The sequence below is a fragment of the Glutamicibacter sp. NPDC087673 genome (genome assembly GCF_044743255.1).
Taxonomy (GTDB): domain Bacteria; phylum Actinomycetota; class Actinomycetes; order Actinomycetales; family Micrococcaceae; genus Glutamicibacter.
The window spans coordinates 1-22,701 of sequence record NZ_JBIUWB010000006.1; the positions used below are offsets into that span (position 1 = coordinate 1).

A 22,701-nucleotide genomic window follows, 5' to 3' on the forward strand; every position below is an offset into this window, starting at 1 on the left:
GGTGTGGGAGAGTAGGTCACCGCCGGACTTAACTTGAGTAGATGGTTTGAGGCCCTGGTACCGTTTGGTGCCGGGGCCTCACCTGTTTAACCCGTCCCCTGGTAATCGACTTGCTACAGCCTATGGGTTCAGTTTCATGCTGGGCCCTTTTTGTCGTTAACCCCTTTTAGAAGAGTTGAATCTTTCAAGGGGCTTCGATCGGCTACGCATGCGTCGATGGCTGGGGGGACAACCTTAGGGCCGCCACTGAGTGTCTTGCCACATTGGACCCGTTTCCCTATGGTATGACTCGTGCCTCCCGTAGACTTGAATTTAGATGTACATGCCTCGAGGGCATGCTGAATAGTTAATAGTGAAGTGATTTGCAAAGGCAAACACGAAGGTTGCGGTATTGAGATAGCCGCTGAAGGGGACATTAGATGTCTAACGAATTCCGCCGTAACTCCGACAACGGACGAGGCGACTTCCGGAACTCAGATTCAAACCGCAACAACTCCCGCGATGGCTTCAAGCGTCGCGACGACCGTAGTGATTTCAAGCGCACCGACGATAACCGTGGTGGCTTCCGCGGTGACCGTAATGCTGACCGCGGCGGTGACTTCAAGCGCGACGACAACCGTGGTGGTGGCTTCAAGCGTGATGACAACCGCGGTGGTGGCTTCAAGCGTGACGATAACCGCGGTGGCGGTTTCCGCATTGATGACCGTGGTGGTTTCCGCGGCGAGCGTCGCGATGACAACCGTGGCGGTGGCTTCCGCAATGATGACCGTGGTGGTTTCCGTGGCGAGCGTCGCGATGACAACCGCGGTGGCGGCTTCAAGCGTGATGACAACCGTGGCGGTGGCTTCAAGCGTGATGACAACCGCGGTGGCGGTTTCCGCAATGATGACCGTGGTGGCTTCAAGCGTGATGACAACCGCGGTGGCGGTTTCAAGCGTGATGACAACCGCGGTGGCGGCTTCAAGCGTGATGACAACCGTGGCGGCTTCAAGCGTGATGACAACCGTGGCGGTGGCTTCAAGCGTGATGACAACCGCGGTGGCGGCTTCAAGCGTGATGACAACCGCGGTGGCGGCTTCAAGCGTGATGACAACCGCGGTGGCGGTTTCCGCAATGAAGACCGTGGTGGTTTCCGCGGCGAGCGTCGCGATGACAACCGTGGCGGTGGCTTCAAGCGTGATGACAACCGTGGTGGCGGTTTCCGCAATGACGATCGTGGCGGCTTCAAGCGTGACGATAACCGTGGCGGTGGCTTCAAGCGTGATGACAACCGCGATGGTGGCTTCAAGCGTGCCGACGACCGTCGCTCGAAGGGTGAGTACCCAGCACGTGAAGACCGCTTTGCTGATAAGCGCGGTGACGCACCGCGCGCACATAATCCTGGCGATCTTCGCATCTCGAACCGTGCCGATCGTGAACAGTCCCCAGATATCGATGAGGATGTTACCGGTAAGGAGTTGGACCGCGTAGCACGCGCCCAGCTGCGTTACCTCGAAGAGCGCTCGGCAAGCTGGGTCGCAAAGCACCTGGTGATGGCTGGCCGCCTGCTGGAAGACGACCCAGAGCTGGCATACGAGCACACCCTGGCAGCATCGCGCCGCGGCGGCCGTGTCGCGGTGGTTCGCGAGGCCGTTGGCATCGCTGCCTACCACGCTGGCAAGTACGCCGATGCACTGCGCGAACTGCGTACCCACCGTCGTATTTCCGGTTCGGACTACAACCTGCCATTGATCGCTGACTCGCTGCGTGGCCTGGGCCGCCCAGAGAAGGCAATCGAGCTCGCCCAGTCCGAGGAATGCGCCAATCTGGAAAGCGCCGTCAAGGTTGAAATGCAGATGGTTGCTGCCGGTTCGTATGGTGACTTGGGCAAGCTGGATAAGGCTCTGGCTGAGCTGGAGTCGCTGGAACAGCTGAACTTCAACCGTGCCTTCTCCTTCAGCCCACGTTTGTTCACTGCCTACGCTGATCTGCTGTCGGCTGCCGGCCGTGCAGAAGACGCGAAGCGCTGGAACGCTCAGGTCGAGGTTGCAGAAAGCGCCCTGGGCATCGAGCGTGAAACCGAATCCTTCATCATAGACCTGGCTCCGGAGATGGATGAGGAAGAGGAAACCCCACGCGCCAAGGATCTGATCGAGCCTTCGGAAGCTGAAGAAGCAGATGCCGACGCCGAGGCTGAAGAAGCAGATGCCGACGCCGAGGCTGAAGAAGCAGATGCCGACGCCGAGGCTGAAGAAGCAGATGCAGAAGCCGAGGCCGAAGAAGCAGAAGAGGCAGAAGCCGAGCAGACCGGCATCGACGAGGAAGATGACCTGAACGAAGTCATCGAATCCGACACGGAAGCTGGCGAAGCTGACGTGGAAGAAGAATCGGCGAAGTAAGCTTTGGCGTAGTAGCCAAATACCTCAAGTAGTAGGAACCACCACCGAATGCTGATTTCCGGATTTGATTCCGTCCTCTCCGACTTGGACGGCGTCGTCTATGCTGGCCCGAACGCCATTGACGACGCCGTGGAGTCGCTGAACACCCTCGCGGAAGTGAATGTCACCTTGGCGTTCATTACCAACAATGCTGGGCGTTCGCCGATGTCCGTCGCGGCCCACCTGCGCCAGCTGGGCGTGAAAACCAGCGCTGAGCAGGTTTTCGGTTCTGCCGACGCCGGTGCGGAGATGCTGGCCCGCGAATTGAATCCGGGATCCAAGGTTTTGGTGGTGGGTTCCCCCTACCTGCGCGAATGCATTGCCGTGCGCGGGTTGGAAGTCGTCGAATCCCATAAGGAAGAACCCGTAGCGGTGATCCAGGGGTTCGACCCGGACATCTCGTGGAAGAACCTGGCCGAGGCCAGCTACGCGATCAATCACGGTGCCCAATGGGTTGCCACCAACACCGACCTGACGATTCCGCGCGCCGAGGGCCTGGCCCCGGGCAACGGATCGCTGGTCAATGCGGTGAAACTGGCCACGAGCGTGGAACCACGCGTGGCGGGCAAACCCGAATCCTACCTGTTCGCTCGGGCCGCGGACCGACTGGATTCCCAGCGCCCGCTGGTCGTCGGCGACCGCCTGGATACCGACATCCTTGGAGGCTTCCGTGCCGGGTTCTCCACCGCGCTGGTGCTGACCGGTGTGGACACTCCGCGCACAGCACTGGGCGCACCGGTCGAGCAGCGCCCCAACTACCTCATCAATTCGATGGCTGATCTGTACCGGCCGTACCCGACCATCAAGGTACTGGGCTACGGCGTGCAGGTCGGCGACGCGGTTGCCAAGGTCGATAACGGCGCGATCGAAGTCTCGGGCAGCGACCAGGACCTGAATGCCTGGCGCGCCGCCTGCCATGCCTGGTGGCTGGCCCATCCGCGCCAGTCGGGGCACGAAGAACCGGAAATTCGGTTTACCGAACGCGGGCTCGATGCCCTGCGCAAGATCCGGGGCTAAGCATGCAGCCGCAGAATCCTCTTCCGAGCCCTGGCCCTCGCGGGCCGGATGATGCAGCAGTGGAGCAGGCGCTGTCTTCCCTGGCCGACCATGACATTACCGAGCATGCCGGAATCTATGAGCAACTGCTCGCCGGCCTGCAGCAAGAACTGAATCGTACGGAGCACGGCGCGTGAATCGCCTGGATCAAGAACTTGTCACCCGTGGGCTGGCGCGCTCGCGCACCGAAGCAGCCAAGCTGATCGATGCCCAGCGGGTGCTGCTGAACGGGCAGGCCGCCACCAAGGCCGCCAAGAAGGTTTCCGCCACCGATGAGCTGGCGCTGGTGCCCAGCGAAGGCGAAGAATACGTCTCCCGTGCCGGGCATAAGCTCGCCGGAGCCCTAGATGCTTTTACGACTATTGACCCCGCTGGCCTGCACTGCCTGGACGCCGGTGCCTCGACCGGCGGCTTCACCGACGTGCTGTTGCGCCGCGGTGCGAAATCTGTGGTCGCAGCCGATGTAGGCCATGGCCAGCTGGTCGACGAGCTGCGCGAAGACCCCCGCGTCACGGTCCACGAAGGACTGAACGTCCGCTATCTGGCCCCCGAAGATATTGGGGGACCAGTCGACCTCGTAGTAGCCGACTTGTCCTTTATTTCGCTGCGCCTGGTGATCGACGCCTTGGCCGGGGCCGCCAAGGACGGCGGCTTCCTGCTGCTGATGGTCAAGCCGCAGTTCGAGGTCGGGCGCGAACACCTGAACCGCACCGGCGTGGTCACCGATCCCGCCCTGCGCCGCAGCTCCGTTGAAGCGGTGGTCGCCAGCGCGCAAGCCGCGGGACTGCACCTGCGCGGGCTGGCACGCAGCCCGCTGCCGGGACAGGACGGCAATGTCGAATTCTTCCTTTGGCTTGCCGCAGGAGAGGATCCACAGCCTGCCGATGTTCCACGCATCGGGCAGGATGTTGACTATTCTTAGTAGTGACGTGTTTTAGCCGTGGTCGATAACCACGGTCATTTTGCACCTCGCGATGCTGAGAGGGGCCGACCGCCTTGCGCCGAATCCTGATTTTCACCCATACCGGACGCCAAGAAGCGATCACCGCGGCCATAGAAACCTGCGCCCTGCTCAACGCCGCCGGAGCTATCCCGGTGATGCGCGGCAAGGACCAGCTGGCGATGACCGAAGCGATCGGCGCGGCTGTGCCTTCGGTGCAGGTGCTCGGCGAGGATTGCCAGATCGAGGACGTCGACATGGGCGTGGTGCTCGGTGGCGATGGCTCCGTGTTGCGTGCCGCGGAATTGGTGCGGGAATCCCCGATGCCGCTGGTGGGGGTAAACCTCGGGCATGTGGGTTTCCTCGCCGAAGCTGAACGCAGCGAACTGGCCTCCACCGTGGAAGCACTGGTCAATGAGACCTACACCGTGGAAGAACGCATGACCATGGAGGTCAAGGTGTGGCTGGACAACGTCTGCCTCGCCGAGACCTGGGCCTTGAACGAGGCCGCGGTGGAAAAGGCCAACCGCGAACGCATGGTCGAGGTCGTGATCGAGGTCGACGGCCGGCCGATCTCCACCTTCGGTTGCGATGGTGTCGTGATGGCCACGCCTACCGGTTCCACCGCGTACTCCTTCTCCGCCGGCGGCCCGGTGGTCTGGCCGGACGTGGCGGCGCTGATCATGGTGCCGATCTCCGCTCACGCACTGTTCGCCAAGCCCCTGGTCATTTCCCCGGATTCGATCATGGCCGTCGAAATGCTGACCCGCACCGATGCCGGGGCCGTGCTCTGGTGCGATGGACGGCGCACCATCGAGCTGCCGCCGGGAGCCCGTGTGGAAGTAACGCGCAGCGACCGCCCGGTGTACATGGCGCGATTGAACACGACGCCGTTTTCCGAGCGCCTGGTCAACAAGTTCGAGCTGCCCATTACCGGTTGGCGCGGACCAGCGAAGGAAGAGGCGCGCCGTCCGGCCACTACGGCACTGCCGGTGATCGGACCAGGCCTGCAAAGCGTCGATCCGCATTACCGCGATGAACCGGGCATTCCCATGGTGGGACGCCCCGAGGACCAGGACTGAATAGCGGCCTCGAAGAAAAACTTTCCACACGCTCGAACATAGTTACGAAAAATAGGGTTAGAACACATATACTAAAAGCGCACGGTACGACTTGAACTCGACATTCGGGAGCAGGCATTGATTCAGGAAATCCAGATATCCAACCTTGGGGTGATCACCGAGGCCACGCTTCCGCTTGGTCCGGGACTCACGGTAGTCACCGGTGAAACCGGCGCTGGCAAGACCATGGTGATCACCGCCTTGTCCCTGCTGCTCGGGCGCCGGGCCGATGCCGGTGCGGTGCGCAACGGCGCCAAGCACGCCCTTGCTGAAGCCGTGGTGCACTTGCCGCCAGATCACCACGTGCTCGATGCCGCAGGCCAGGCAGGCGCATTCATCGAACCAGCGGGGGAGAACAGTGAACTGCTGCTTTCCCGCTCGCTCTCGGCCCAAGGCCGTTCACGCGCCACCATCGGCGGACGCAGCGCCCCTGTCGGCCTGCTAGCCGAACTGGGGCACGATCTGGTGGCCGTCCATGGCCAATCGGACCAGATTCGCCTGAAAGAGCCGGTGGCGCAACGCGATGCCCTGGACCGCTTTGCAGGTAGCTCGCTGTCGCGCACGCTAAGCAACTACCAGCGAGCCTACCGCCAGTGGCGATCGGCTTCCAAGGAGCTGGCGGGGCTCAAAACCGAATCGCGCAACCGTGTTCGCGAAGCAGAAAACTTGCGCCTGGCGCTGGACGAGATCGATTCCCTGGATCCGCAGCCGGGCGAGGACGAAGCCTTGCGCGAGCAATCCATGAAGCTGGGCAATGTCGAGTCCCTGCGCACCGCCGGCCGGCAGGCGCAAGCCGTCATCGACTCCGAGGATTTCGAGAACCCGGGCGTTACCACCTTGGCGGAGACCGCCCGCGGCGTGCTGGCCCAGGCCAGTGACGATGACACTGCGCTGGCCGCCTTCGCGGAGCGGGCAGCGGAACTGGGCATTCTCGCCTCGGAACTCTCCAGTGATCTTGCCGCCTACGTTGCCGACCTCGATGAGGAAGGCCCGGAGCGCTTGGCGCAGATTGAAGCCCGCCGTGCCGATTTGAGCAAGCTCATGCGCAAGTACGCACCGAGCATTGATCAGGTGCTCGCCTGGGCTGCCGAATCCCGTACCCGTCTGGAAGAACTCGGTGGGGATGACTCGCGCATCGAGGAGCTGGAAACAGAAGTCGTTGAATTGGAGCACAAGGTGGCCTCGCTGGCCTCGGACCTCTCCGACGCGCGCCGCAAGGCTGCCAAGAAACTCTCCGCGCAGGTTTCAGCCGAGCTCAAGGCCCTGGCGATGCCGGATGCCAAGCTCGTCATCGAGGTGAAGGAACTGGAAGAACCAGGTGCCTTCGGCCAGGACGCGATTTCCATGCTGCTGGCCCCGCATGCCGGAGCCTCGCCGCGACCGCTGGGCAAGGGTGCCAGCGGCGGCGAGCTCTCCCGCGTCATGCTGGCCATTGAAGTCGTCCTAGCGGCGGTCGACCCGGTGCCGACCTTCGTCTTTGACGAGGTGGACCAGGGCGTGGGTGGCAAAGCGGCGGTGGCCATTGGCGAGCGCCTGGCGATGCTGGCAAAGCATGTGCAGGTCATCGTCGTGACCCACCTGCCCCAGGTGGCCGCCTATGCGGATCGGCACATTCGTGTGATCAAGAATTCAGATGCCAAGTCGAAGGCGGGAGCTGGCTACACTGCCAGCGATGTCATCAGCTTGGATCAGGAAGCCCGCGTCAAGGAACTTGCGCGCATGCTCGCCGGCCAAGAGGAATCCGGCACGGCGCAGGCGCATGCTGAGGAGTTGCTTGAAGAAGCGCAGAACCTAGTGTCATCGCTCACCTCCAATAAAATGGCGAAAGCCTAAAAGTCTTGGTGAGCCCCTGAATTACGGCAATGCTAGGGCATTGGCCGGAGGTGCACTAGAGTCTTATGAGGATGCGAAATATTGGAATGGTGATAGGATGAAATCCCGTGGTGCAGCGTAATTCAACTCGTGATTCTCGGTCGTCTGAAACGACAAAGCATATCTTCGTCACCGGCGGTGTGGCCTCTTCCCTGGGTAAGGGATTGACGGCATCCAGCCTTGGACATCTACTTCGAGCTCGTGGTCTCTCAGTGACCATGCAGAAGCTCGACCCGTACCTGAACGTCGATCCAGGTACTATGAACCCCTTCCAGCACGGTGAAGTCTTCGTTACTGACGATGGCGCAGAAACCGATCTGGATATCGGACACTATGAGCGTTTCCTGGATGAGAACCTTCCGGGTACCGCCAACGTGACCACCGGACAGGTCTACTCGACCGTTCTGGAACGCGAACGTCGCGGTGAATACCTCGGCGATACCGTTCAGGTCATCCCTCACATCACCGATGAGATCAAGCGTCGTATGCGCTTGGCAGCAACCGAACCAGGGGCCGGCAAGTCGGCACCTGACGTGATCATCACGGAAATCGGTGGCACCGTCGGCGATATCGAATCCCAGCCATTCCTCGAAGCAGCACGCCAGGTCCGCCAGGACATCGGCCGCAAGAACGCATTCTTCGTACACGTTTCCCTGGTTCCATTCATCGGCCCAAGCCATGAACTGAAGACCAAGCCTACCCAGCACTCCGTTGCCGCTTTGCGTTCGATCGGTATCCAGCCAGATTCGCTGGTAATCCGCTCGGACCGTCCAATCCCGGCAGAAATGCGCGCCAAGCTCGGCCGTACCTGCGATGTGGACACCGAAGCAGTGATCAACTGCGCCGATGCTCCAAGCATCTACGACATCCCAAAGGTCATCCACTCCCAGGGCCTGGACGCTTACATCGTCCAGACCTTGGAGATGAAGTTCCGCGACGTCGACTGGGCTTCGTGGGATCGCTTGCTCGAAGTCGTGCACAACCCCGCAACCGAGCTGACCGTAGCTTTGGTGGGCAAGTACATCGATCTGCCCGACGCCTACCTGTCGGTCACCGAAGCTCTGCGTGCCGGCGGGTTCGCAAACAACGCCAAGGTCAACATCCGCTGGGTACCAGCAGATGACTGCGCTACCGAAGCAGGGGCCGCCAAGGCGCTTGAGGGTGCAGAGGCAATCTGCGTCCCCGGTGGCTTCGGCATCCGCGGTCTGGAAGGCAAGCTGGGCGCGCTGCGCTTCGCTCGCGAAAACAAGCTGCCAACCCTGGGCCTGTGCCTGGGACTGCAGTCGATGGTCATCGAATACGCCCGCAACATGGCTGGCCTCACCGATGCATCGTCCACCGAATTCGATCCTGAAACCTCGACCCCGGTCATCGCGACCATGGAAGAGCAGCTGGACATCGTTGAAGGCAAGGGCGATCTGGGCGGCACCATGCGTTTGGGCCTGTACGACGCAAAGCTGCTTGAGGGATCGGTTCTGGCTGAGACCTACGGCAAGACCGAGGTTGCGGAGCGCCATCGCCACCGCTACGAGGTCAACAACTCGTACCGCGCGCAGCTCGAAGAGGCTGGCCTGGTCTTCGCTGGCACCTCGCCAGATGGCAACCTGGTCGAGTTCGTTGAACTGCCAAGGGAAGTACACCCGTACTACGTTTCAACGCAGGCTCACCCTGAGCTCTCCAGCCGCCCGACTCGCCCGCACCCGCTGTTTGCAGGTCTGGTCGAGGCAGCTCTGGGGCTGCGCAAATAAGTAATACAGCTTGCCGGAGGTAAAACTCTGAAGGCACTGCGCGCCGGTCGTTACTGACCGGCGCGTAGCTGTTTAAGCTGGAGAATACCGACCAGCTTTTTCTACCGAAGGACGATCCTCGTGCCGCTGCATCCGATAGCCGATGAATTCTCACCACGTGAATTGCTGAACCGTGAAACCGTGTATGAGGGACGGATCTGGGACGTCGTCCATGACACGGTGAAGCTCTCCGAATCCGGGGCGACCATTGAACGCGATTACATCAACCACCCCGGTGCTGTATGCGTTCTGGTCATGGATGCTGAAGAACGCATTTTGATGGTCAACCAGTACCGCCACCCGGTAGGCATGCGGCTGTGGGAAATCCCTGCCGGGCTGCTCGATGTGGCTGGAGAACCACCTTTGGAAGCTGCCAAGCGCGAATTATGGGAAGAAGCGGATCGTACCGCCGAGCACTGGTCGATCCTCACCGATGTCTTCTTGAGCCCGGGCTCCTCGGCCGAGGCAGTGCGAGTCTACCTCGCGCGCGATGCGAAACTGGTTGCCGCCGATCAGCGCCATGAGCGTACCGAGGAGGAAGCTGAAATGATCAGCACCTGGGTGCCGCTGGAGGAAGCCGTCGCAGCCGTGCTGGCAGGCAAGATCCATAATCCCACCGCGACAATCGCGATCCTTGCCGCTCATGCAGCCCGTACCAGCAAGTACTTGGACCTGCGCGATGCGAACGAGCCATTCGATGTGCACCCATACCTGCGCGAAGGATGAGCGGCCACTTCGAGACCCCGCTCAAGCGCTACCTGCAGCATCTGGCGATCGAGCGCGGGCTGGCCGAGAATACACTGGCTTCCTACCGGAGGGATCTGCTTCGCTACGTTGAAGCGCTGCAGGCAGCCGGCGTAGCACAACCGCAGCAGATTACCGAGCTGGTCATCAGCGGCTACCTTCAGGATCTATCCCGCGGGGACCAAGAGCATAAGCCGTTGAGCGCCCGCTCCGTCGCTCGCCATTCGGTAGCCATCCGCCAACTGCACAAGTACTGGGAGCTCGAAGGGATTTGCGCGCCTAACCCAGCCCGCGAGATCCAGCCTCCGGCTATCGGGCAATCCCTGCCCAAAGCGATCTCCATCGACCTTGTTACCAGGATCCTCGAATCGGTGAGCATCGAAACCCCTGCCGGGCTGAGGGATCGCGCGATTCTGGAATTCTTGTACTCCACCGGTGCGCGCATTTCCGAAGTCGTGGACCTGGACGTCGATGACCTGCACTTTGCAGACGATGCGGTGGTGCGCTTGTTCGGCAAGGGATCCAAGGAGCGGGTCGTTCCGGTGGGCGGTTATGCCCAGCGTGCGGTGAGCGATTATCTGGTGCGTGCCCGTCCCGGGCTAGCCGCCAAGGGCAAGGGAACTCCAGCGTTGTTCCTGAACCAGCGCGGGGGACGGCTTTCCCGCCAATCGGTGTGGCTGTTGCTTTCGAAGGCCGCTGAGCGCGCCGGGGTTTCCACCGAGGTTTCTCCGCATACGCTGCGCCATTCCTTCGCCACTCATTTGCTGGAGGGCGGCGCGGATGTGCGGGTGGTCCAGGAGCTGCTGGGACATGCATCGGTCACCACCACGCAGATCTACACCAAGGTCACCGTGGATTCGCTGCGTGAGGCCTACCAGTTGGCCCACCCGAGGGTGAACTAGTGGTCGCCGGCCACCAAGTGCGTTCTGCCAAGCAGGTAGCCCTCGTGGCGCTGCTGCAGGAGCGCGAAGGACGGCTGCACGTGTTGCTCGGACGCAAGCGTCGCGGATTCGGCAAGGGCAATATCGTGTTGCCCGGCGGCAAGATCGAGCAGGGAGAGAGCGCGCGGCAAGCGGCCGTCCGGGAATTCTCCGAGGAAACCGGACTGCTTCTCGCTCCGGAGGATCTGGAGCCTGCGGCGCAGGTCATTTTCCGGTTCCCCGCCCAGCCGGCAGCCGACATGGAATGCGCCACCTTCATTGTCTGGAAGGCATCGGGCCAGCTGCACATCACCGAGGAGCTCGAGCCGCTGTGGGCCGATCCGGCGGCCTTGCCCTTGGAGCAGATGTGGCAGGATTCCCCGTTGTGGCTGCCGCAACTCGTAGCCGGCGGGAAATTTACCGTCGAGATCGTGCTGGCGCAGGACAACACCTCGGTGCAGAGCATCAGCTTCGAGAACTGGGACTAGCCAGCGAGCTGCATCTAGTCCTGTTCGGTTTCGAAGATCAAGAGGTCGCCGGGCTGGCATTCCAATTCCCGGCAGAGGGCTTCAAGTGTGCTGAAACGTACGGCCTTGGCGCGCCCGTTCTTGAGCACCGCGAGGTTGGCCGGGGTAATGCCGATGCGTTCGGCCAACTCGCCGACGGCCATTTTGCGGCGGGCCAGCATCACGTCTATATCTACGCGGATTCCCATTAGATCACGCCGCCCAGTTCGGTACGGAGCGCATCGGCTTGGGCTTCGGTCATCGCCGCTTGTGCGAGCAACTGCCGCAGTACGAGCACGATGATGCTGATGCCGATCATCAGCACTCCGGCTCCACCAACAAGAAGCACGACTCCGGGTGCAATTTCCGTGCTGGCGGCGAAGATCGCTCCGAGGGCAAAAGTGGATAGGGCGCCGATCGTGAAGGCAATGATGATCGGTGTTACATAGCCCAGGGAAGCGGGATCGAAAACGGTGCCGCGTTTAACTCTCGTGGCTAGTTTCCACACGCTGTAGACGCAGGTTTCAATGATGAGCCCGGCGAGAAGCAAGTAGCCGAGGAAGGAGGCTTGAAAGAACTTGTCGGTGCCGTTGCTCGGCGACTCGTGGATCAAGATCATCGGGATCATGAACAACTGCACAAAAAGAGTGCCGGCCAGGATCACGGCCAGAACTACCTTCAAACCGATAATGCTGAATTTCCCCATGGCAATAGACCTTATCGTTCTTCGGAATGTATCTATCGTTAAACGATAGGCCCATTGGCCTGGAACTGCAACTTCGGGCAACGACGGCAAGCCGATGCCGTTCCGCAGCTGGCACGGCAATGGCCACGGGCTGGCACGGCTGTGCCATACCCGCGGCCAATACCGGGAGTCGAAGTGTGTCTACAGCGAGCGCTGCTCCACGCCGTTATAAGCCGAAAGCGGGCGGATCAACGCATTGGCTGCGCGCTGCTCGAAGATGTGGCTGGTCCAGCCGGTGATGCGTGCCGCGATGAAGATCGGGGTGAACATCTCGGTGTCGAAGCCCATCAGATGATAGGTAGGACCGGCCGGGTAGTCGAGGTTCGGCTTGATGGACTTGGCCTCGTCCATGGCTGCCTCCAGGCCGTCGTACAAGCCCAGCATCTCATGGCGGCCGTAGTGCTCGATCATGCGATCCAGCGCGGCCTTCATGGTTGGCACGCGGGAGTCGCCGTGCTTGTAGACGCGGTGGCCGAAGCCCATGACCTTCTTCTTGGCGGCCAGTGCCTCTTCCATCCACGACTTGGCGCGCTTGGCAGCATCCTCGCGGGATTCTTCCTTGTCGATGCCGATCTCGTTGAAGGTATGCATGACAGCTTCGTTGGCGCCGCCGTGCAGGGGGCCCTTCAGTGCGCCGATCGCCCCGGTGACGGCCGAGTGCAGGTCGGAGAGGGTCGAGGTGATCACGCGCGCGGTGAAGGTCGAAGCGTTGAAGGAGTGCTCGGCATAGAGCACCATCGATACGCGGAACGCGTCGACAACCTCGGGGGCTGCTTCTTCGCCGAAGGCCATCCACAGGAAGTTCGAGGAGTAATCCAGATCTCCGCGCGGTGCTACCGCGTCCTGGCCGCGGCGGCGGCGCTGGTCGTAGGCAACCACCGCGGGGAAGGCCGCGAACAGCTCCTTGGCCTTGAGCAGCTCTGCCTCGGGGGAGGAGTTCTCGGCCTCGGGGTGGTTGGCGCCGATTACCGAGACGGCGGTACGGCCCACATCCATGGGATGGCAGTCAGCTGGCAGCAGGTCGATGGCGGCCTTCACCCGCGGGTCCAGCGCGCGGTTGGCCCGCTCGAAAGCACTGAACTCGGTCAGTTCGCTTTGCGTTGGCAGCTCGCCGGTCCAGAGCAGCAAGGCGACCTCTTCGAAGGACTTGTTCGCGGCCAGGTCCTGGACCGGGTAGCCGCGGTAGAGCAGCGAGTTGGTGTCTGGATTGACCTTGGAGACGGCGGTGTAGTCAACGACGACGCCTGCTAGGCCCTTCTTGATTTCCTCGGTGGCAGTCATTCTTGCTCCTCTTCATTGCCGGAGAATAATAATGCTTTGGGTCGCGCCGGCCGGCGGGTGCCGGCCGGCGCAGGGGGTAGTAGGTGCTTGCGAGCCTAGAGGTTCGCGCTGTTGGAATCAATGTCCAGGGTTGGGACCTGGAAGTTGAAGATTCCGGTGTCGAAGCGGTTGTAGGCCTCGTAGTCCACGAGCTCGTACAAACGTGACCTGGTCAACATGCTATCCACTTCACGGGCCTGGGTGCCATCCTCGCTGATGGCATCCAGTACGCGTTCAGCCGCGCCCATGGCGCTGCGCAGCAAGGTGACCGGATAGATGATCAGCGCGACGCCTGCATCGGCCAGTTCCTGGCGGTTGAACAGCTCGGACTTGCCGAACTCGGTCATGTTCGCCAGCACTGGCACGTCTACCGCGTTGCATACTGCCTCGAATTCGGAGACGTTTTTCATCGCCTCCGGGAAGATCGCGTCGGCACCAGCATCGACCATCGCCTTGGCGCGGTCGATCGCCGCATCCAGGCCCTCGACCGCACGGATATCGGTGCGGGCCATGATCAGGAAGTTCTCATCGATGCGAGCATCAGCGGCAGCGGCGATGCGCTTGAGCATGGTCTCGGTGTCCACCACATTCTTGCCATCCAGGTGCCCGCAACGCTTCGGGTTGAACTGGTCCTCGATGTGGCAGCCGGCCAGGCCGGCGTATTCGAGTTCCTGGATGGTGCGGGCCACATTCATCGGCTCGCCGAATCCGGTATCGGCATCCACGATCGCCGGCAGGTCCGACATGCGCGCGATCTGCCCGGCGCGGGTTGCTACCTCGGTCAGCGAGGTCAGGCCGATATCCGGAAGGCCCAGATCGTTGGCCAGGACCGCGCCGGAGATGTAGATTCCGTCGAACTGCTTCTCGCTGATCAGCTTGGCCGAGAGCGGGTTGAAGGCTCCGGGGAACTGGCGCGCAGCTCCCGGGGTGAGCATCTCGCGCAGCGCAAGGCGCTTTTCTGCGGGGGTTTTGGTTGAGTACAACATGCTAGAACAGGCCCTTCGGTGCGGCCGCGGCGTCGATGACACCCGCTGCGGCGGCGATGTTCAGCTGATCCAATTCGCCGGCGGCCAGGTTTTCCAGGTTCTGGGCGGCCGCGATGAAGCGGTCGATCTCAGCGTCGTCCACCAGGCCGGTGGCCAGGGTGCGGAACTTGTTGATGTACTGCTCGCGGGCGAATGGCCGTGCGCCCAGTGGGTGCGCGTCGGCTACGGCAATTTCATCGGTGATCACGGTGCCATCGTTCAAGGTGATTTCCACCGAGCCGCCGAAAGCCTTCTCCGCGATATCCAGCGAGTGGTAGCGTCGGGTCCATTCGGCATCTTCTTCGGTGGTGACCTTGTTCCACAGATCCACGGTGTCGGCGCGGCCGGCACGCTCTGGCGAGTACGAATCCACGTGGTGCCATGCGCCATCCTGCAGGGCCACGGTGAAGATGTAAGGGATCGAGTGATCCAGGGTCTCGCGCGATGCGGTCGGATCGTACTTCTGCGGGTCGTTCGCTCCGGAGCCGATAACGTAGTGCGTGTGGTGGCTGGTCTTGATCAGCACCGACTTGACGTTCTGCGGGTCGGTGGCCTCCGGGTGCTCGCCGTGCAGCTTGCGGGCCAAATCGATCCAGGCCTGCGCCTGGTACTCGGCCGAGTGCTCCTTGGTGTAGGTGTCCAGGATGGCGCGCTTGGCTTCGCCAGCCTCCGGCAGTGGCACCTCGTAAGCGGCATCCTTGCCGTCAAGCATCCAGGCGATCACGCCGTCTTCGCCTTCGTAGATTGGCACTGGGGAGGTCTGGCCGCGCATCGCGCGGTCGGCAGCCTCGACGGCCATCTTGCCGGCGAAGGCCGGGGCGTGGGCCTTCCAGGTGGAGATTTCACCCTTGCGCGACTGGCGGGTGGCGGTGGTGGTGTGCAGGCCCTGGCCAACGGCCTGGAAGATGGTCTCGACATCCAGTCCCAGCAGGGTGCCGATGCCGGCAGCGGCCGATGGGCCCAGGTGCGCTACGTGGTCGATCTTGTGCTTGTGCAGGCAGATGGCCTTGACCAGGTCCACCTGGATCTCGTAGCCGGTGGCGATGCCGCGGATCAGGTCCTTGCCGGAAGCTCCGGTGTGCTGGGCAACCGCCAGGATCGGCGGGATGTTGTCGCCCGGGTGGGAGTACTCGGCAGCCAGGAAGGTGTCGTGGTAGTCCAATTCGCGCACGGCCACGCCGTTAGCCCATGCGGCCCATTCCGGGGAGACCTTCTCGGAAATGCCGAAGACGCTGGCGCCCGCACCGCCGGTGGATGGGGCGTGGGCCAGTGCCTGGGCACGGGCGGCGACGATCGGGCCGCGGTTCAGCGAAGCGATCGCGACCGAAGCATTGTCGATGATGCGGTTAATGATCATGCCGGCCACTTCTGCGGTGACCTCTACCGGATCGGCAGCAACCGTGGCGATCTTATGTGCCAGCTGGTCTTCGCGAGCCAGGTTTTCCTCTGAGCGGTATACGCGTACGGGGTGGTTGATCATGGTAACTGCCTTTCTGATCCGGCCGCATGGGCCATGATGTGGGTGAAGGATTCGTGCAGGTGAACTGTGGTGGCCGCGGCCGCGACCTCTGGGTTTCCGCTGGCGATTGCCCTGGCGATGGCCGCGTGCTCGGAAGCGGAAGCCTTGAGCCTTTCGGGATTGTCCTTGGCCATGCGCCGCACCCGTTGCAGGTTCACCCGCAAGGTGCGCAGGGCGTTGGACAGGTAATTATTGCCAGCTGCTTCGTCGATGGACTCGTCCAGCAGCTGCACCAGCTGGTAGTAGGACTCCCGGGATCCGGGAAGCTCCACCTCCGTGAGAGCTGCTTCGAAGCGGCTGGCCAGCTGCGTGAAGGCCGATCGCTGCGCGGACTTGGCAGCTTCGCGTGCGCTGGCGCATTCCAATGCCAAGCGCAGTACGAACAGGTCTTCTACATGGTCTTCGCTGACCTCGGAGACGACAGCGCCGCGTCCGCGATGCTGAACCGCCAAGCCGTCGGCGACCAGCCGGCCCAAGGCCTCGCGCACCGGAGTGCGGGAAACGCCCAGGCGTTCTGACTGTTCCACTTCGGCCAGGACGGTCCCTGGAGCCAGGCGCCATTCGACAATGTCGGCGCGGAGGCTCTCGTAAACCTTGTCGCTTGCTCTCATGGCTCCAGTGTATACATGAAACCCGAAAATGTGTGAGTTGCGCCAAATTCTTTTGGAATTTTTTCGAAATCTGTATACAAAGTGGTTGTGGTGATGTGATCGTACTCATACAATTAACGCCAAGAGGACGACCTCAACCACCACACAGGTGCCGGGTGATGATGCCCGGAGCCAGGAGGAGAGAACCATGGTGCAGGAATACCGCCAGGCCTATGACCAAGCCACCAATGACCCCGCCGCATTCTGGCTGCAAGCTGCCCGGGATATCCACTGGGACAAGGTGCCGCGGATTGCGCTGGATGATTCGCGCAAGCCGCTGTATGGCTGGTTCCCGGATGGCATGCTGAACCTTTCGGCCAATGCGCTGGACCGCCACGTCGAAGCCGGACGCGGAGAGAGCACCGCCTTGGTCTACGATTCGGCAATGCTGGGCACCGCCACCAAGTACTCGTACTCCGAACTGCTGCGCGAAGTGGAAATCTTCGCCGGGGTGCTGGCTGGACGCGGCGTGAAGGCCGGTGACCGCGTGCTGGTCTACCTGCCGATGATCCCGCAGGCGGCCATCGCGATGCTTGCTTGCGCACGCCTGGGTGCAATCCACTCGGTGGTCTTTGGCGGCTTCGCGCCCAAGGAACTGGCGGCCCGCATCACCGACTGCGCCCCGGTCGCGATCATTACCGCCTCCGGCGGCATCGAGCCAAGCCGCCGCATCGAATACCTGCCGGCAGTGGCCGAAGCGCTGGGCCTGGCCGAGCCTGCGGTCAGGGACGTGATCGTTGCCCACCGCGATGGCTTCGAGCACGGCCTGGACGAATACCAGGCAAAGCCGGTCAACGGCCAGCAGATCAATTGGCTGGACTGGGATGAGCAGGCGAAGACCGCCTCGCCGGCCGGGCCGGTCTCCGTGCCATCCACCCACCCGCTCTACGTGCTCTACACCTCGGGAACCACCGGTGCCCCCAAGGGCGTGGTGCGCGACACCGGCGGCTACGCCACGGCCCTGCAGTACTCCATGAACGCGGTATACGACGTGCATCCGGGAGATACCATGTTCACCGCCTCCGACGTGGGCTGGGTGGTCGGACACTCCTACATCGTCTATGCGCCGCTGATCGCCGGGGCTACCACGGTCCTCTACGAGGGCAAGCCCATTGGCACTCCGGATGCCGGCGCGTTCGGCCGGATCATCGAGGACCACAAGGTCACCACGATGTTCACCGCGCCGACTGCGCTGCGCGCGGTGCGCAAGGCCGACCCGGAAGGCGCGATGATCGCCAGCCATGATCTGTCATCGCTGCGTGCACTGTTCGTTGCCGGCGAGCGGCTGGATCCGGATACCTACCACTTCGCCTCGAAGCTGCTGGGCATCCCCGTGGTGGATAACTGGTGGCAGACCGAATCCGGCTGGCCGATCGCGTCCAACCCGCTGGGCCTGGAAGAGCTGCCTGCCAAGGCCGGTTCGCCGACCACCCCGGTACCGGGGTTCGACGTGCAGATCCGCGATGCGCTGGGCGAGCAGCTCGGCGCGAACCAGGAAGGCAACATCGTTGTCCGGCTGCCCTTGCCGCCCGGCGCCTTGACCACCCTGTGGGGCAACGACCAGCGCTTCATCGACACCTACCTCTCGCAGATCCAGGGGTGCTACCTCACCGGCGATTCCGGCTTCCTGGACGACGACGGCTACCTGTTCGTCATGGGGCGAACCGATGACGTGATCAACGTGTCCGGGCACCGCCTGTCCACCGGTGCCATGGAGCAGGTGCTGGCGAGCCATCCCGCCGTGGCCGAATGCGCGGTGATCGGCCTGGCCGACGCGCTCAAGGGCCAGCGGGCCAGCGGCTATGTGGTGCTCAAGTCCGGTGTGCAGATTCAGGAGGAAACGCTGAAGAAGGAAATCGTCGCGCTGGTGCGCCAGCATATCGGCGCGGTGGCCGACTTCCGCGAAGTCACCGTCGTGGCGGCGCTGCCCAAAACCCGTTCGGGCAAGATCCTGCGCAAGACCATGCGGCAGATTGCCGATGGCAAGGACTACTCGGTCCCGTCGACCATCGAGGACACCGCGGTGCTCGACGAGCTGGTGCCGCTACTGCGTCCCGAAGCCTAGGGGAAACCAGAGCCTAGCTGCGCGAGGCTGCCCGGTATTCGTATTCCGGGCGGCCTCGCGTGCCATGCCGGGGCTGCTTGACCACGGCCTTGACCTCGGCAAGATGCTCCAGATAGCGCCGGGCGGTGACCCGGGAGATACCCAGCTCTTCTCCGAGCTCGGTCGCTGACAGGCAGGTATCGGGCTTGCTGCGCAGATGGTCAGTGATCTGCGCCAGCGTTTCCGGAATCAGCCCCTTGGGCAGGGACGCGGAAGCGCTGGTGGTGCGCAGGGCCGAGAACGCATTATCCAGCGCGGCCTGGCTGGTATCCGGGCCGGTGGAGCTGATCTCGGAAATGAACCGCCGGTGGTTCTCCAATTTCTCGGTGAACGCCGCGAAGGTGAAGGGCTTGATCAGGTACTGGGTGATTCCGGTGGCTACCGCCGAACGCACCACAGCCAAATCCCGCACCGCGGTAATGGCGATGATGTCGGTGGTCAGCCCGCGGCCGCGCATGCGCTTGGCGACGTCGATGCCGTGCAGGTCGGGCAGGGTCATATCCAGCAGGACCAGGTCAAAGGGATCCTGGGCATCGCGGGCCGCGGCCAGGAGCCCGAGCGCCTGCTGGCCGTTGGCGGCAATGGCGCCGGTGGCGAATCCCGGAACGCGGTTGACGTACTTGGCGTGGGAGGCGGCAGTTTGCGGCTCGTCGTCGACCACGAGCACCTTGAAGCTGTGCGAGGCGGTGCCCGGCGGGGGCGTGGCTGCAGGGGATTCGTGCACGGTACCCTCCTGGGCTAGTCGCTGATTCTCAAGGGCAAGGTGACGGTGAAGATTGCGCCGGCATCGTTATCAACACCCATTGTGCCACCTAGCCGCAGCACCGCCTGCTGCACCAGTGCCAGCCCCAGGCCGCGCGGCTGGCCGCCGGCCTTGGTGCTGGCCCCGAAGCGCAGCAGCTGATCGAGGAACTCGGGTTCGATGCCCGGGCCGGAATCGGCCACCGCGATGATCAGCTCGTCATCGGCCGCGGCCACTTCCACCCACACCGTCGCGTCCTGGGTGCCCGCCGAAGCATCCAGCGCGTTATCCAGCAGGTTGCCGACGATGGTGACGATGTCGGTGGCGGCAAAGGCATTGCCCGGAATCATGCCCTGCGCGTTGATATCGAGCTTCACGCCGCGCTCATGGGCTTGGGCGGCCTTGGCCACCAGCAGGCTGGAAAGATAGACGTCGTCGATGGAATGCACGATCGCATCGGTGAGCTTCTGCGAATGCTGGCGGTCATCGACCGCGAAGGCCAGCGCCTTGTCGCTCTGGCCATTTTCGATCAGCGTGGCAATGGTGTGCAGGCGGTTGGCATGCTCATGGGTTTGCGCTCGCAGGGCGGTGGAGAAGGTCTTCAGCGATTGCACTTCGCCGGCCAGTTCCTGCACTTCGGTCAAATCGCGCAGCGTCATGACCTGGCCGGTCACCGGCTGGGAACCGAACCAGCGGGCCGGCAGCCCGCCGCGGCGGGGCAACCGCGCGTTGGTCAGGCGGGCCGGGCCCTGGGAAATGGACAGCACGGTGTGGGTGCCCAAATGGATTTCGTCCTTGCAGCTGCGTCCGGTCGCCATCAGGGTGCGCAGGGTTTCGGGGATCTGCACCTGGTCGAGGTCCAATCCGCCGGAAGGCACCTCCTCGGGGAAGCCGAGCAATCTGGAAGCTTCCTGGTTGTAGAGCACGATGCGGTGCCGCCGGTCCAGCAGGACCAGGCCCTCGCGAACCGAGTGCAGGGCCGAGAAGTAGAAGGCGTAGAGCCGGCGCAGCCCGTGCGGGCCGAAGCCGAGCGTGGCCTGGTTGACGTAGCGGGAGAAGGACCATGAGCTGAAACCCGCCAGCAGCAGGGCCAGCGCCGAAACGGTCATGATCTGCGGAAGTTCGCTGCGGTAGATCGACTCCAGGCTCTCCAGCGTGATGCCCGAAGAGACCATCCCCACTAGCTCGCCGTCGTGGTAGACCGGGGCGATGGTGCGCACCGATAGGCCCAAGGTGCCCGCGGCCACCTCGTTGTGGGTCTGGCCGGCCAGTGCCTGGTTGATGCTGCCCGAATATCCCTTGCCCAGCTGCTCGGGGTCGGGGTGGGTGACGCGCAGGGCATCGGGGGTCATGATCGTAATGAAATCCACGCCTTGCCCGCGGTCCAGGATCTTGTCGGTGTAGGGCTGCAGCTGCTCGGTGGGGCGATCGCCGGCCAGGGCCTGGGACACGAAAGGATCGTTGGCCAGGGTGATGGAAATCGTGGCCACCGTGGCCTGCTTGTCATCCTGGATCACCTGCGCCTGGTGCTGGTAGGTGGCGACCGCCAGGCCCACGACGACGAAGATGACCACCAGCATCTGGGCGGCGAAGATGACTACCGCCAGGGACCAGCCGTCGCGGCTGAGCGGTGCGGGGGAGGCGGCCTCGCGGGTGGGGCGGGCCAGCGACAGGTCGGTGAAATGATCGGTCACTGCGCTCATCTCCTTGTGCTGCCTGGTCCTTGTACTGTTCACCGCGTGACCAATATGAACGCAATGGAGATGCGGATCACTTCGAGCCGCACCATGGATACAGAACGATTCTACGTAATGCCGGCTGTGCAAGGGTGCACGGTTCGGTTCCATGCGCTCACAAGGGTAGGACTACCATGGCTGTCACAGACCAGATGCCGCCGGCAGGCAATTCGCCGCAGGCCGGAACGAAGAAGAAAGACAAGACCCACTGGCTGTACATCATGGTGATTGCCGCCGTGGTGCTCGGCGCAGCGGTCGGCCTGCTGGCCCCGGAGGTGGGCAAGGCCCTCAAGCCCCTGGGCACCGGATTCGTCGCACTGATCAAGATGCTGATCGGTCCAGTCATCTTCTGCACCATCGTCCTGGGCGTTGGTTCCATTGCCAAGGCGGCAACCGTCGGCAAGGTCGGCGGCCTGGCGCTGCTGTACTTCATCACCATGTCCACCTTTGCGCTGGCCATCGGCTTGGTCGTCGGCAACATCATCCACCCGGGTTCGGGGCTGAAGCTCGAGCCGTACGAGTCGGGATCCGGCGGCGGGGAGAACTCCACCGTGGCCTTCCTGCTGGAAATGATTCCGGGCGACATCCCCGTGCTGCCGACCCTGGTGCTGGCCCTGCTGGTCGGCTTCGCGCTGCAGTCCATGGGCAAGTCCGGCGAACCTGTGCTCAACGCAGTCAAGCACATCCAGGCGGTGGTCTTCCGCCTGATGATGATGATCATGTGGGCTGCCCCGATCGGTGCCTTCGGTGCCATTGCCGCAGTGGTCGGCGCTACCGGCTGGGCCGCCATAGGCTCGATGGCGATCCTCATGGGTGCCTTCTACGTCACCTGCGCGCTCTTCATCGTCGTCGTCCTCGGTTCCCTGTTGCGCCTGGTCACCGGCCTGAACATCTTCCTGCTGCTGAAGTACCTGGCTCGCGAATACCTGCTGATCTTCTCAACCTCATCCTCCGAGTCGGCACTGCCGCGCCTGATCGCCAAGATGGAGCACGCAGGGGTGTCCAAGCCCGTCGTGGGCATCACCGTGCCTACCGGCTACTCCTTCAACCTCGATGGCACCGCCATCTACCTGACCATGGCGGCACTCTTCGTCTCAACGGCCATGGGCATGCCCATGAGCCTGAGCGAGCAGATCGGCCTGCTGGTCTTCATGATCATCGCTTCCAAGGGCGCAGCCGGCGTGACCGGCGCGGGCCTGGCCACCCTGGCAGCCGGCCTGCAGTCGCACCGCCCGGAACTGCTGGACGGCATGGGCGTGATCGTGGGCATCGACAAGTTCATGTCCGAGGCCCGCGCGCTGACCAACTTCACCGGCAACGCCGTGGCAACCTTGCTGATCGGCAAGTGGACCAGGGAGATCGACATGGACCAGGCCAAGGCCGTACTAGCGGGCAGCCTTCCATTCGACGAGAGCAGCGTCGAAGGCCACTAGGACCTTGCTGGAAATCCGTTATCCGACACGTTCGGGTAACGGATTTTCTGCGTCTGGGCGCCTT

Annotated in this window: 21 protein-coding genes; 12 read left to right on the forward strand and 9 right to left on the reverse strand. The window is 62.8% G+C overall.

Annotated elements, in window-relative coordinates:
* Window positions 1-479: 479 nt before the first annotated feature.
* Window positions 480-1,376: a hypothetical protein gene (locus tag ACIOTL_RS14260; protein ID WP_400343235.1), complete on the reverse strand. Its 897-nt coding sequence runs from the start codon at window positions 1,374-1,376 to the stop codon at window positions 480-482.
* An 81-nt stretch (window positions 1,377-1,457) separates the two neighbouring features.
* Between ACIOTL_RS14260 and ACIOTL_RS14265 the strand changes: the two genes are divergently transcribed.
* From ACIOTL_RS14265 to ACIOTL_RS14310, 10 genes are all read left to right on the forward strand, one after another.
* On the forward strand, window positions 1,458-2,378 hold the full coding sequence (locus ACIOTL_RS14265) for a hypothetical protein (protein ID WP_400343236.1): 921 nt from the start codon (window positions 1,458-1,460) through the stop codon (window positions 2,376-2,378).
* A gap of 48 nt (window positions 2,379-2,426) precedes the next feature.
* The gene (locus ACIOTL_RS14270; protein ID WP_105659024.1) at window positions 2,427-3,434 is read left to right on the forward strand and encodes an HAD-IIA family hydrolase; all 1,008 of its coding nucleotides are present in this window, start codon (window positions 2,427-2,429) and stop codon (window positions 3,432-3,434) included.
* Between the two features lie 2 nt (window positions 3,435-3,436).
* Window positions 3,437-3,610, forward strand: coding sequence for a hypothetical protein (locus ACIOTL_RS14275; RefSeq protein WP_388063492.1), 174 nt, complete (start codon window positions 3,437-3,439; stop codon window positions 3,608-3,610).
* Entirely contained in the window at window positions 3,607-4,395 is a 789-nt protein-coding gene (locus ACIOTL_RS14280) for a TlyA family RNA methyltransferase (protein WP_105659025.1), read from the forward strand. Before ACIOTL_RS14275 ends, ACIOTL_RS14280 begins: the two co-directional genes overlap by 4 nt.
* 74 nt (window positions 4,396-4,469) lie before the next feature.
* Window positions 4,470-5,495 carry an NAD kinase gene (locus tag ACIOTL_RS14285; protein ID WP_105659026.1) on the forward strand — a complete coding sequence of 342 codons (1,026 nt, stop codon included), beginning with the start codon at window positions 4,470-4,472 and terminating at the stop codon, window positions 5,493-5,495.
* A gap of 117 nt (window positions 5,496-5,612) precedes the next feature.
* Window positions 5,613-7,367 carry a DNA repair protein RecN gene (gene recN, locus ACIOTL_RS14290; protein WP_400343238.1) on the forward strand — a complete coding sequence of 585 codons (1,755 nt, stop codon included), beginning with the start codon at window positions 5,613-5,615 and terminating at the stop codon, window positions 7,365-7,367.
* 107 nt (window positions 7,368-7,474) lie between these two features.
* The gene (locus tag ACIOTL_RS14295) at window positions 7,475-9,154 is read left to right on the forward strand and encodes a CTP synthase (protein ID WP_105659028.1); all 1,680 of its coding nucleotides are present in this window, start codon (window positions 7,475-7,477) and stop codon (window positions 9,152-9,154) included.
* Between the two features lie 120 nt (window positions 9,155-9,274).
* Entirely contained in the window at window positions 9,275-9,919 is a 645-nt protein-coding gene (locus tag ACIOTL_RS14300) for an NUDIX domain-containing protein (RefSeq protein ID WP_400343239.1), read from the forward strand.
* Entirely contained in the window at window positions 9,916-10,839 is a 924-nt protein-coding gene (xerD, locus tag ACIOTL_RS14305; protein WP_400343240.1) for a site-specific tyrosine recombinase XerD, read from the forward strand. Before ACIOTL_RS14300 ends, xerD begins: the two co-directional genes overlap by 4 nt.
* Window positions 10,839-11,345, forward strand: a complete 507-nt coding sequence (locus tag ACIOTL_RS14310) for an 8-oxo-dGTP diphosphatase (protein ID WP_400343242.1) — start codon at window positions 10,839-10,841, stop codon at window positions 11,343-11,345. The genes xerD and ACIOTL_RS14310 overlap by 1 nt, the downstream gene beginning before the upstream one ends.
* Window positions 11,346-11,359: 14 nt before the next feature.
* On the opposite strand, the gene ACIOTL_RS14315 is transcribed toward ACIOTL_RS14310, so the two are convergent.
* From ACIOTL_RS14315 to ACIOTL_RS14340, 6 genes are all read right to left on the reverse strand, one after another.
* The gene (locus ACIOTL_RS14315; protein ID WP_105659032.1) at window positions 11,360-11,572 is read right to left on the reverse strand and encodes a helix-turn-helix transcriptional regulator; all 213 of its coding nucleotides are present in this window, start codon (window positions 11,570-11,572) and stop codon (window positions 11,360-11,362) included.
* Complete coding sequence (locus ACIOTL_RS14320; RefSeq protein ID WP_105662543.1) at window positions 11,572-12,069, reverse strand: DUF2975 domain-containing protein; 498 nt, start codon at window positions 12,067-12,069, stop codon at window positions 11,572-11,574. The genes ACIOTL_RS14315 and ACIOTL_RS14320 overlap by 1 nt, the downstream gene beginning before the upstream one ends.
* A 180-nt stretch (window positions 12,070-12,249) precedes the next feature.
* Window positions 12,250-13,389, reverse strand: a complete 1,140-nt coding sequence (locus tag ACIOTL_RS14325; RefSeq protein WP_105659034.1) for a bifunctional 2-methylcitrate synthase/citrate synthase — start codon at window positions 13,387-13,389, stop codon at window positions 12,250-12,252.
* Window positions 13,390-13,484: 95 nt separating this feature from the next.
* Window positions 13,485-14,414 carry a methylisocitrate lyase gene (gene prpB, locus ACIOTL_RS14330; RefSeq protein WP_400343243.1) on the reverse strand — a complete coding sequence of 310 codons (930 nt, stop codon included), beginning with the start codon at window positions 14,412-14,414 and terminating at the stop codon, window positions 13,485-13,487.
* A 1-nt stretch (window position 14,415) separates the two neighbouring features.
* Entirely contained in the window at window positions 14,416-15,933 is a 1,518-nt protein-coding gene (locus tag ACIOTL_RS14335; RefSeq protein ID WP_400343245.1) for an MmgE/PrpD family protein, read from the reverse strand.
* Window positions 15,930-16,583 carry a GntR family transcriptional regulator gene (locus ACIOTL_RS14340; RefSeq protein ID WP_332487334.1) on the reverse strand — a complete coding sequence of 218 codons (654 nt, stop codon included), beginning with the start codon at window positions 16,581-16,583 and terminating at the stop codon, window positions 15,930-15,932. The genes ACIOTL_RS14335 and ACIOTL_RS14340 overlap by 4 nt, the downstream gene beginning before the upstream one ends.
* A 187-nt stretch (window positions 16,584-16,770) precedes the next feature.
* Between ACIOTL_RS14340 and ACIOTL_RS14345 the strand changes: the two genes are divergently transcribed.
* Window positions 16,771-18,687: an AMP-binding protein gene (locus ACIOTL_RS14345; protein WP_400343247.1), complete on the forward strand. Its 1,917-nt coding sequence runs from the start codon at window positions 16,771-16,773 to the stop codon at window positions 18,685-18,687.
* Between the two features lie 13 nt (window positions 18,688-18,700).
* Here the strand turns inward: ACIOTL_RS14345 and ACIOTL_RS14350 are convergent, their stop codons facing one another.
* Together ACIOTL_RS14350 and ACIOTL_RS14355 are read right to left on the reverse strand one after the other, a co-directional pair.
* Window positions 18,701-19,450 (reverse strand): response regulator, encoded by a 750-nt coding sequence (locus tag ACIOTL_RS14350; RefSeq protein ID WP_332503127.1) that lies wholly within the window; start codon window positions 19,448-19,450, stop codon window positions 18,701-18,703.
* A gap of 14 nt (window positions 19,451-19,464) precedes the next feature.
* On the reverse strand, window positions 19,465-21,171 hold the full coding sequence (locus ACIOTL_RS14355) for an ATP-binding protein (protein ID WP_400343248.1): 1,707 nt from the start codon (window positions 21,169-21,171) through the stop codon (window positions 19,465-19,467).
* Window positions 21,172-21,338: 167 nt separating this feature from the next.
* Here ACIOTL_RS14355 and ACIOTL_RS14360 point away from each other — a divergent pair, with 167 nt between their 5' ends.
* Window positions 21,339-22,637 (forward strand): cation:dicarboxylate symporter family transporter, encoded by a 1,299-nt coding sequence (locus ACIOTL_RS14360; RefSeq protein WP_105659041.1) that lies wholly within the window; start codon window positions 21,339-21,341, stop codon window positions 22,635-22,637.
* The last annotated feature ends 64 nt before the right edge of the window (window positions 22,638-22,701 follow it).

Coding starts and splice junctions, on each gene's coding strand:
- ACIOTL_RS14320 (WP_105662543.1), bottom strand. CDS start 12,069: ATGGGGAAATTCAGCATTATCGGTTTGAAGGTAGTTCTGGCCGTGATC.
- ACIOTL_RS14345 (WP_400343247.1), top strand. CDS start 16,771: ATGGTGCAGGAATACCGCCAGGCCTATGACCAAGCCACCAATGACCCC.
- ACIOTL_RS14315 (WP_105659032.1), bottom strand. CDS start 11,572: ATGGGAATCCGCGTAGATATAGACGTGATGCTGGCCCGCCGCAAAATG.
- ACIOTL_RS14360 (WP_105659041.1), top strand. CDS start 21,339: ATGGCTGTCACAGACCAGATGCCGCCGGCAGGCAATTCGCCGCAGGCC.
- ACIOTL_RS14335 (WP_400343245.1), bottom strand. CDS start 15,933: ATGATCAACCACCCCGTACGCGTATACCGCTCAGAGGAAAACCTGGCT.
- ACIOTL_RS14260 (WP_400343235.1), bottom strand. CDS start 1,376: ATGTGCGCGCGGTGCGTCACCGCGCTTATCAGCAAAGCGGTCTTCACG.
- xerD (WP_400343240.1), top strand. CDS start 9,916: ATGAGCGGCCACTTCGAGACCCCGCTCAAGCGCTACCTGCAGCATCTG.
- ACIOTL_RS14340 (WP_332487334.1), bottom strand. CDS start 16,583: ATGAGAGCAAGCGACAAGGTTTACGAGAGCCTCCGCGCCGACATTGTC.
- ACIOTL_RS14270 (WP_105659024.1), top strand. CDS start 2,427: ATGCTGATTTCCGGATTTGATTCCGTCCTCTCCGACTTGGACGGCGTC.
- ACIOTL_RS14355 (WP_400343248.1), bottom strand. CDS start 21,171: ATGAGCGCAGTGACCGATCATTTCACCGACCTGTCGCTGGCCCGCCCC.
- prpB (WP_400343243.1), bottom strand. CDS start 14,414: ATGTTGTACTCAACCAAAACCCCCGCAGAAAAGCGCCTTGCGCTGCGC.
- ACIOTL_RS14275 (WP_388063492.1), top strand. CDS start 3,437: ATGCAGCCGCAGAATCCTCTTCCGAGCCCTGGCCCTCGCGGGCCGGAT.
- ACIOTL_RS14325 (WP_105659034.1), bottom strand. CDS start 13,389: ATGACTGCCACCGAGGAAATCAAGAAGGGCCTAGCAGGCGTCGTCGTT.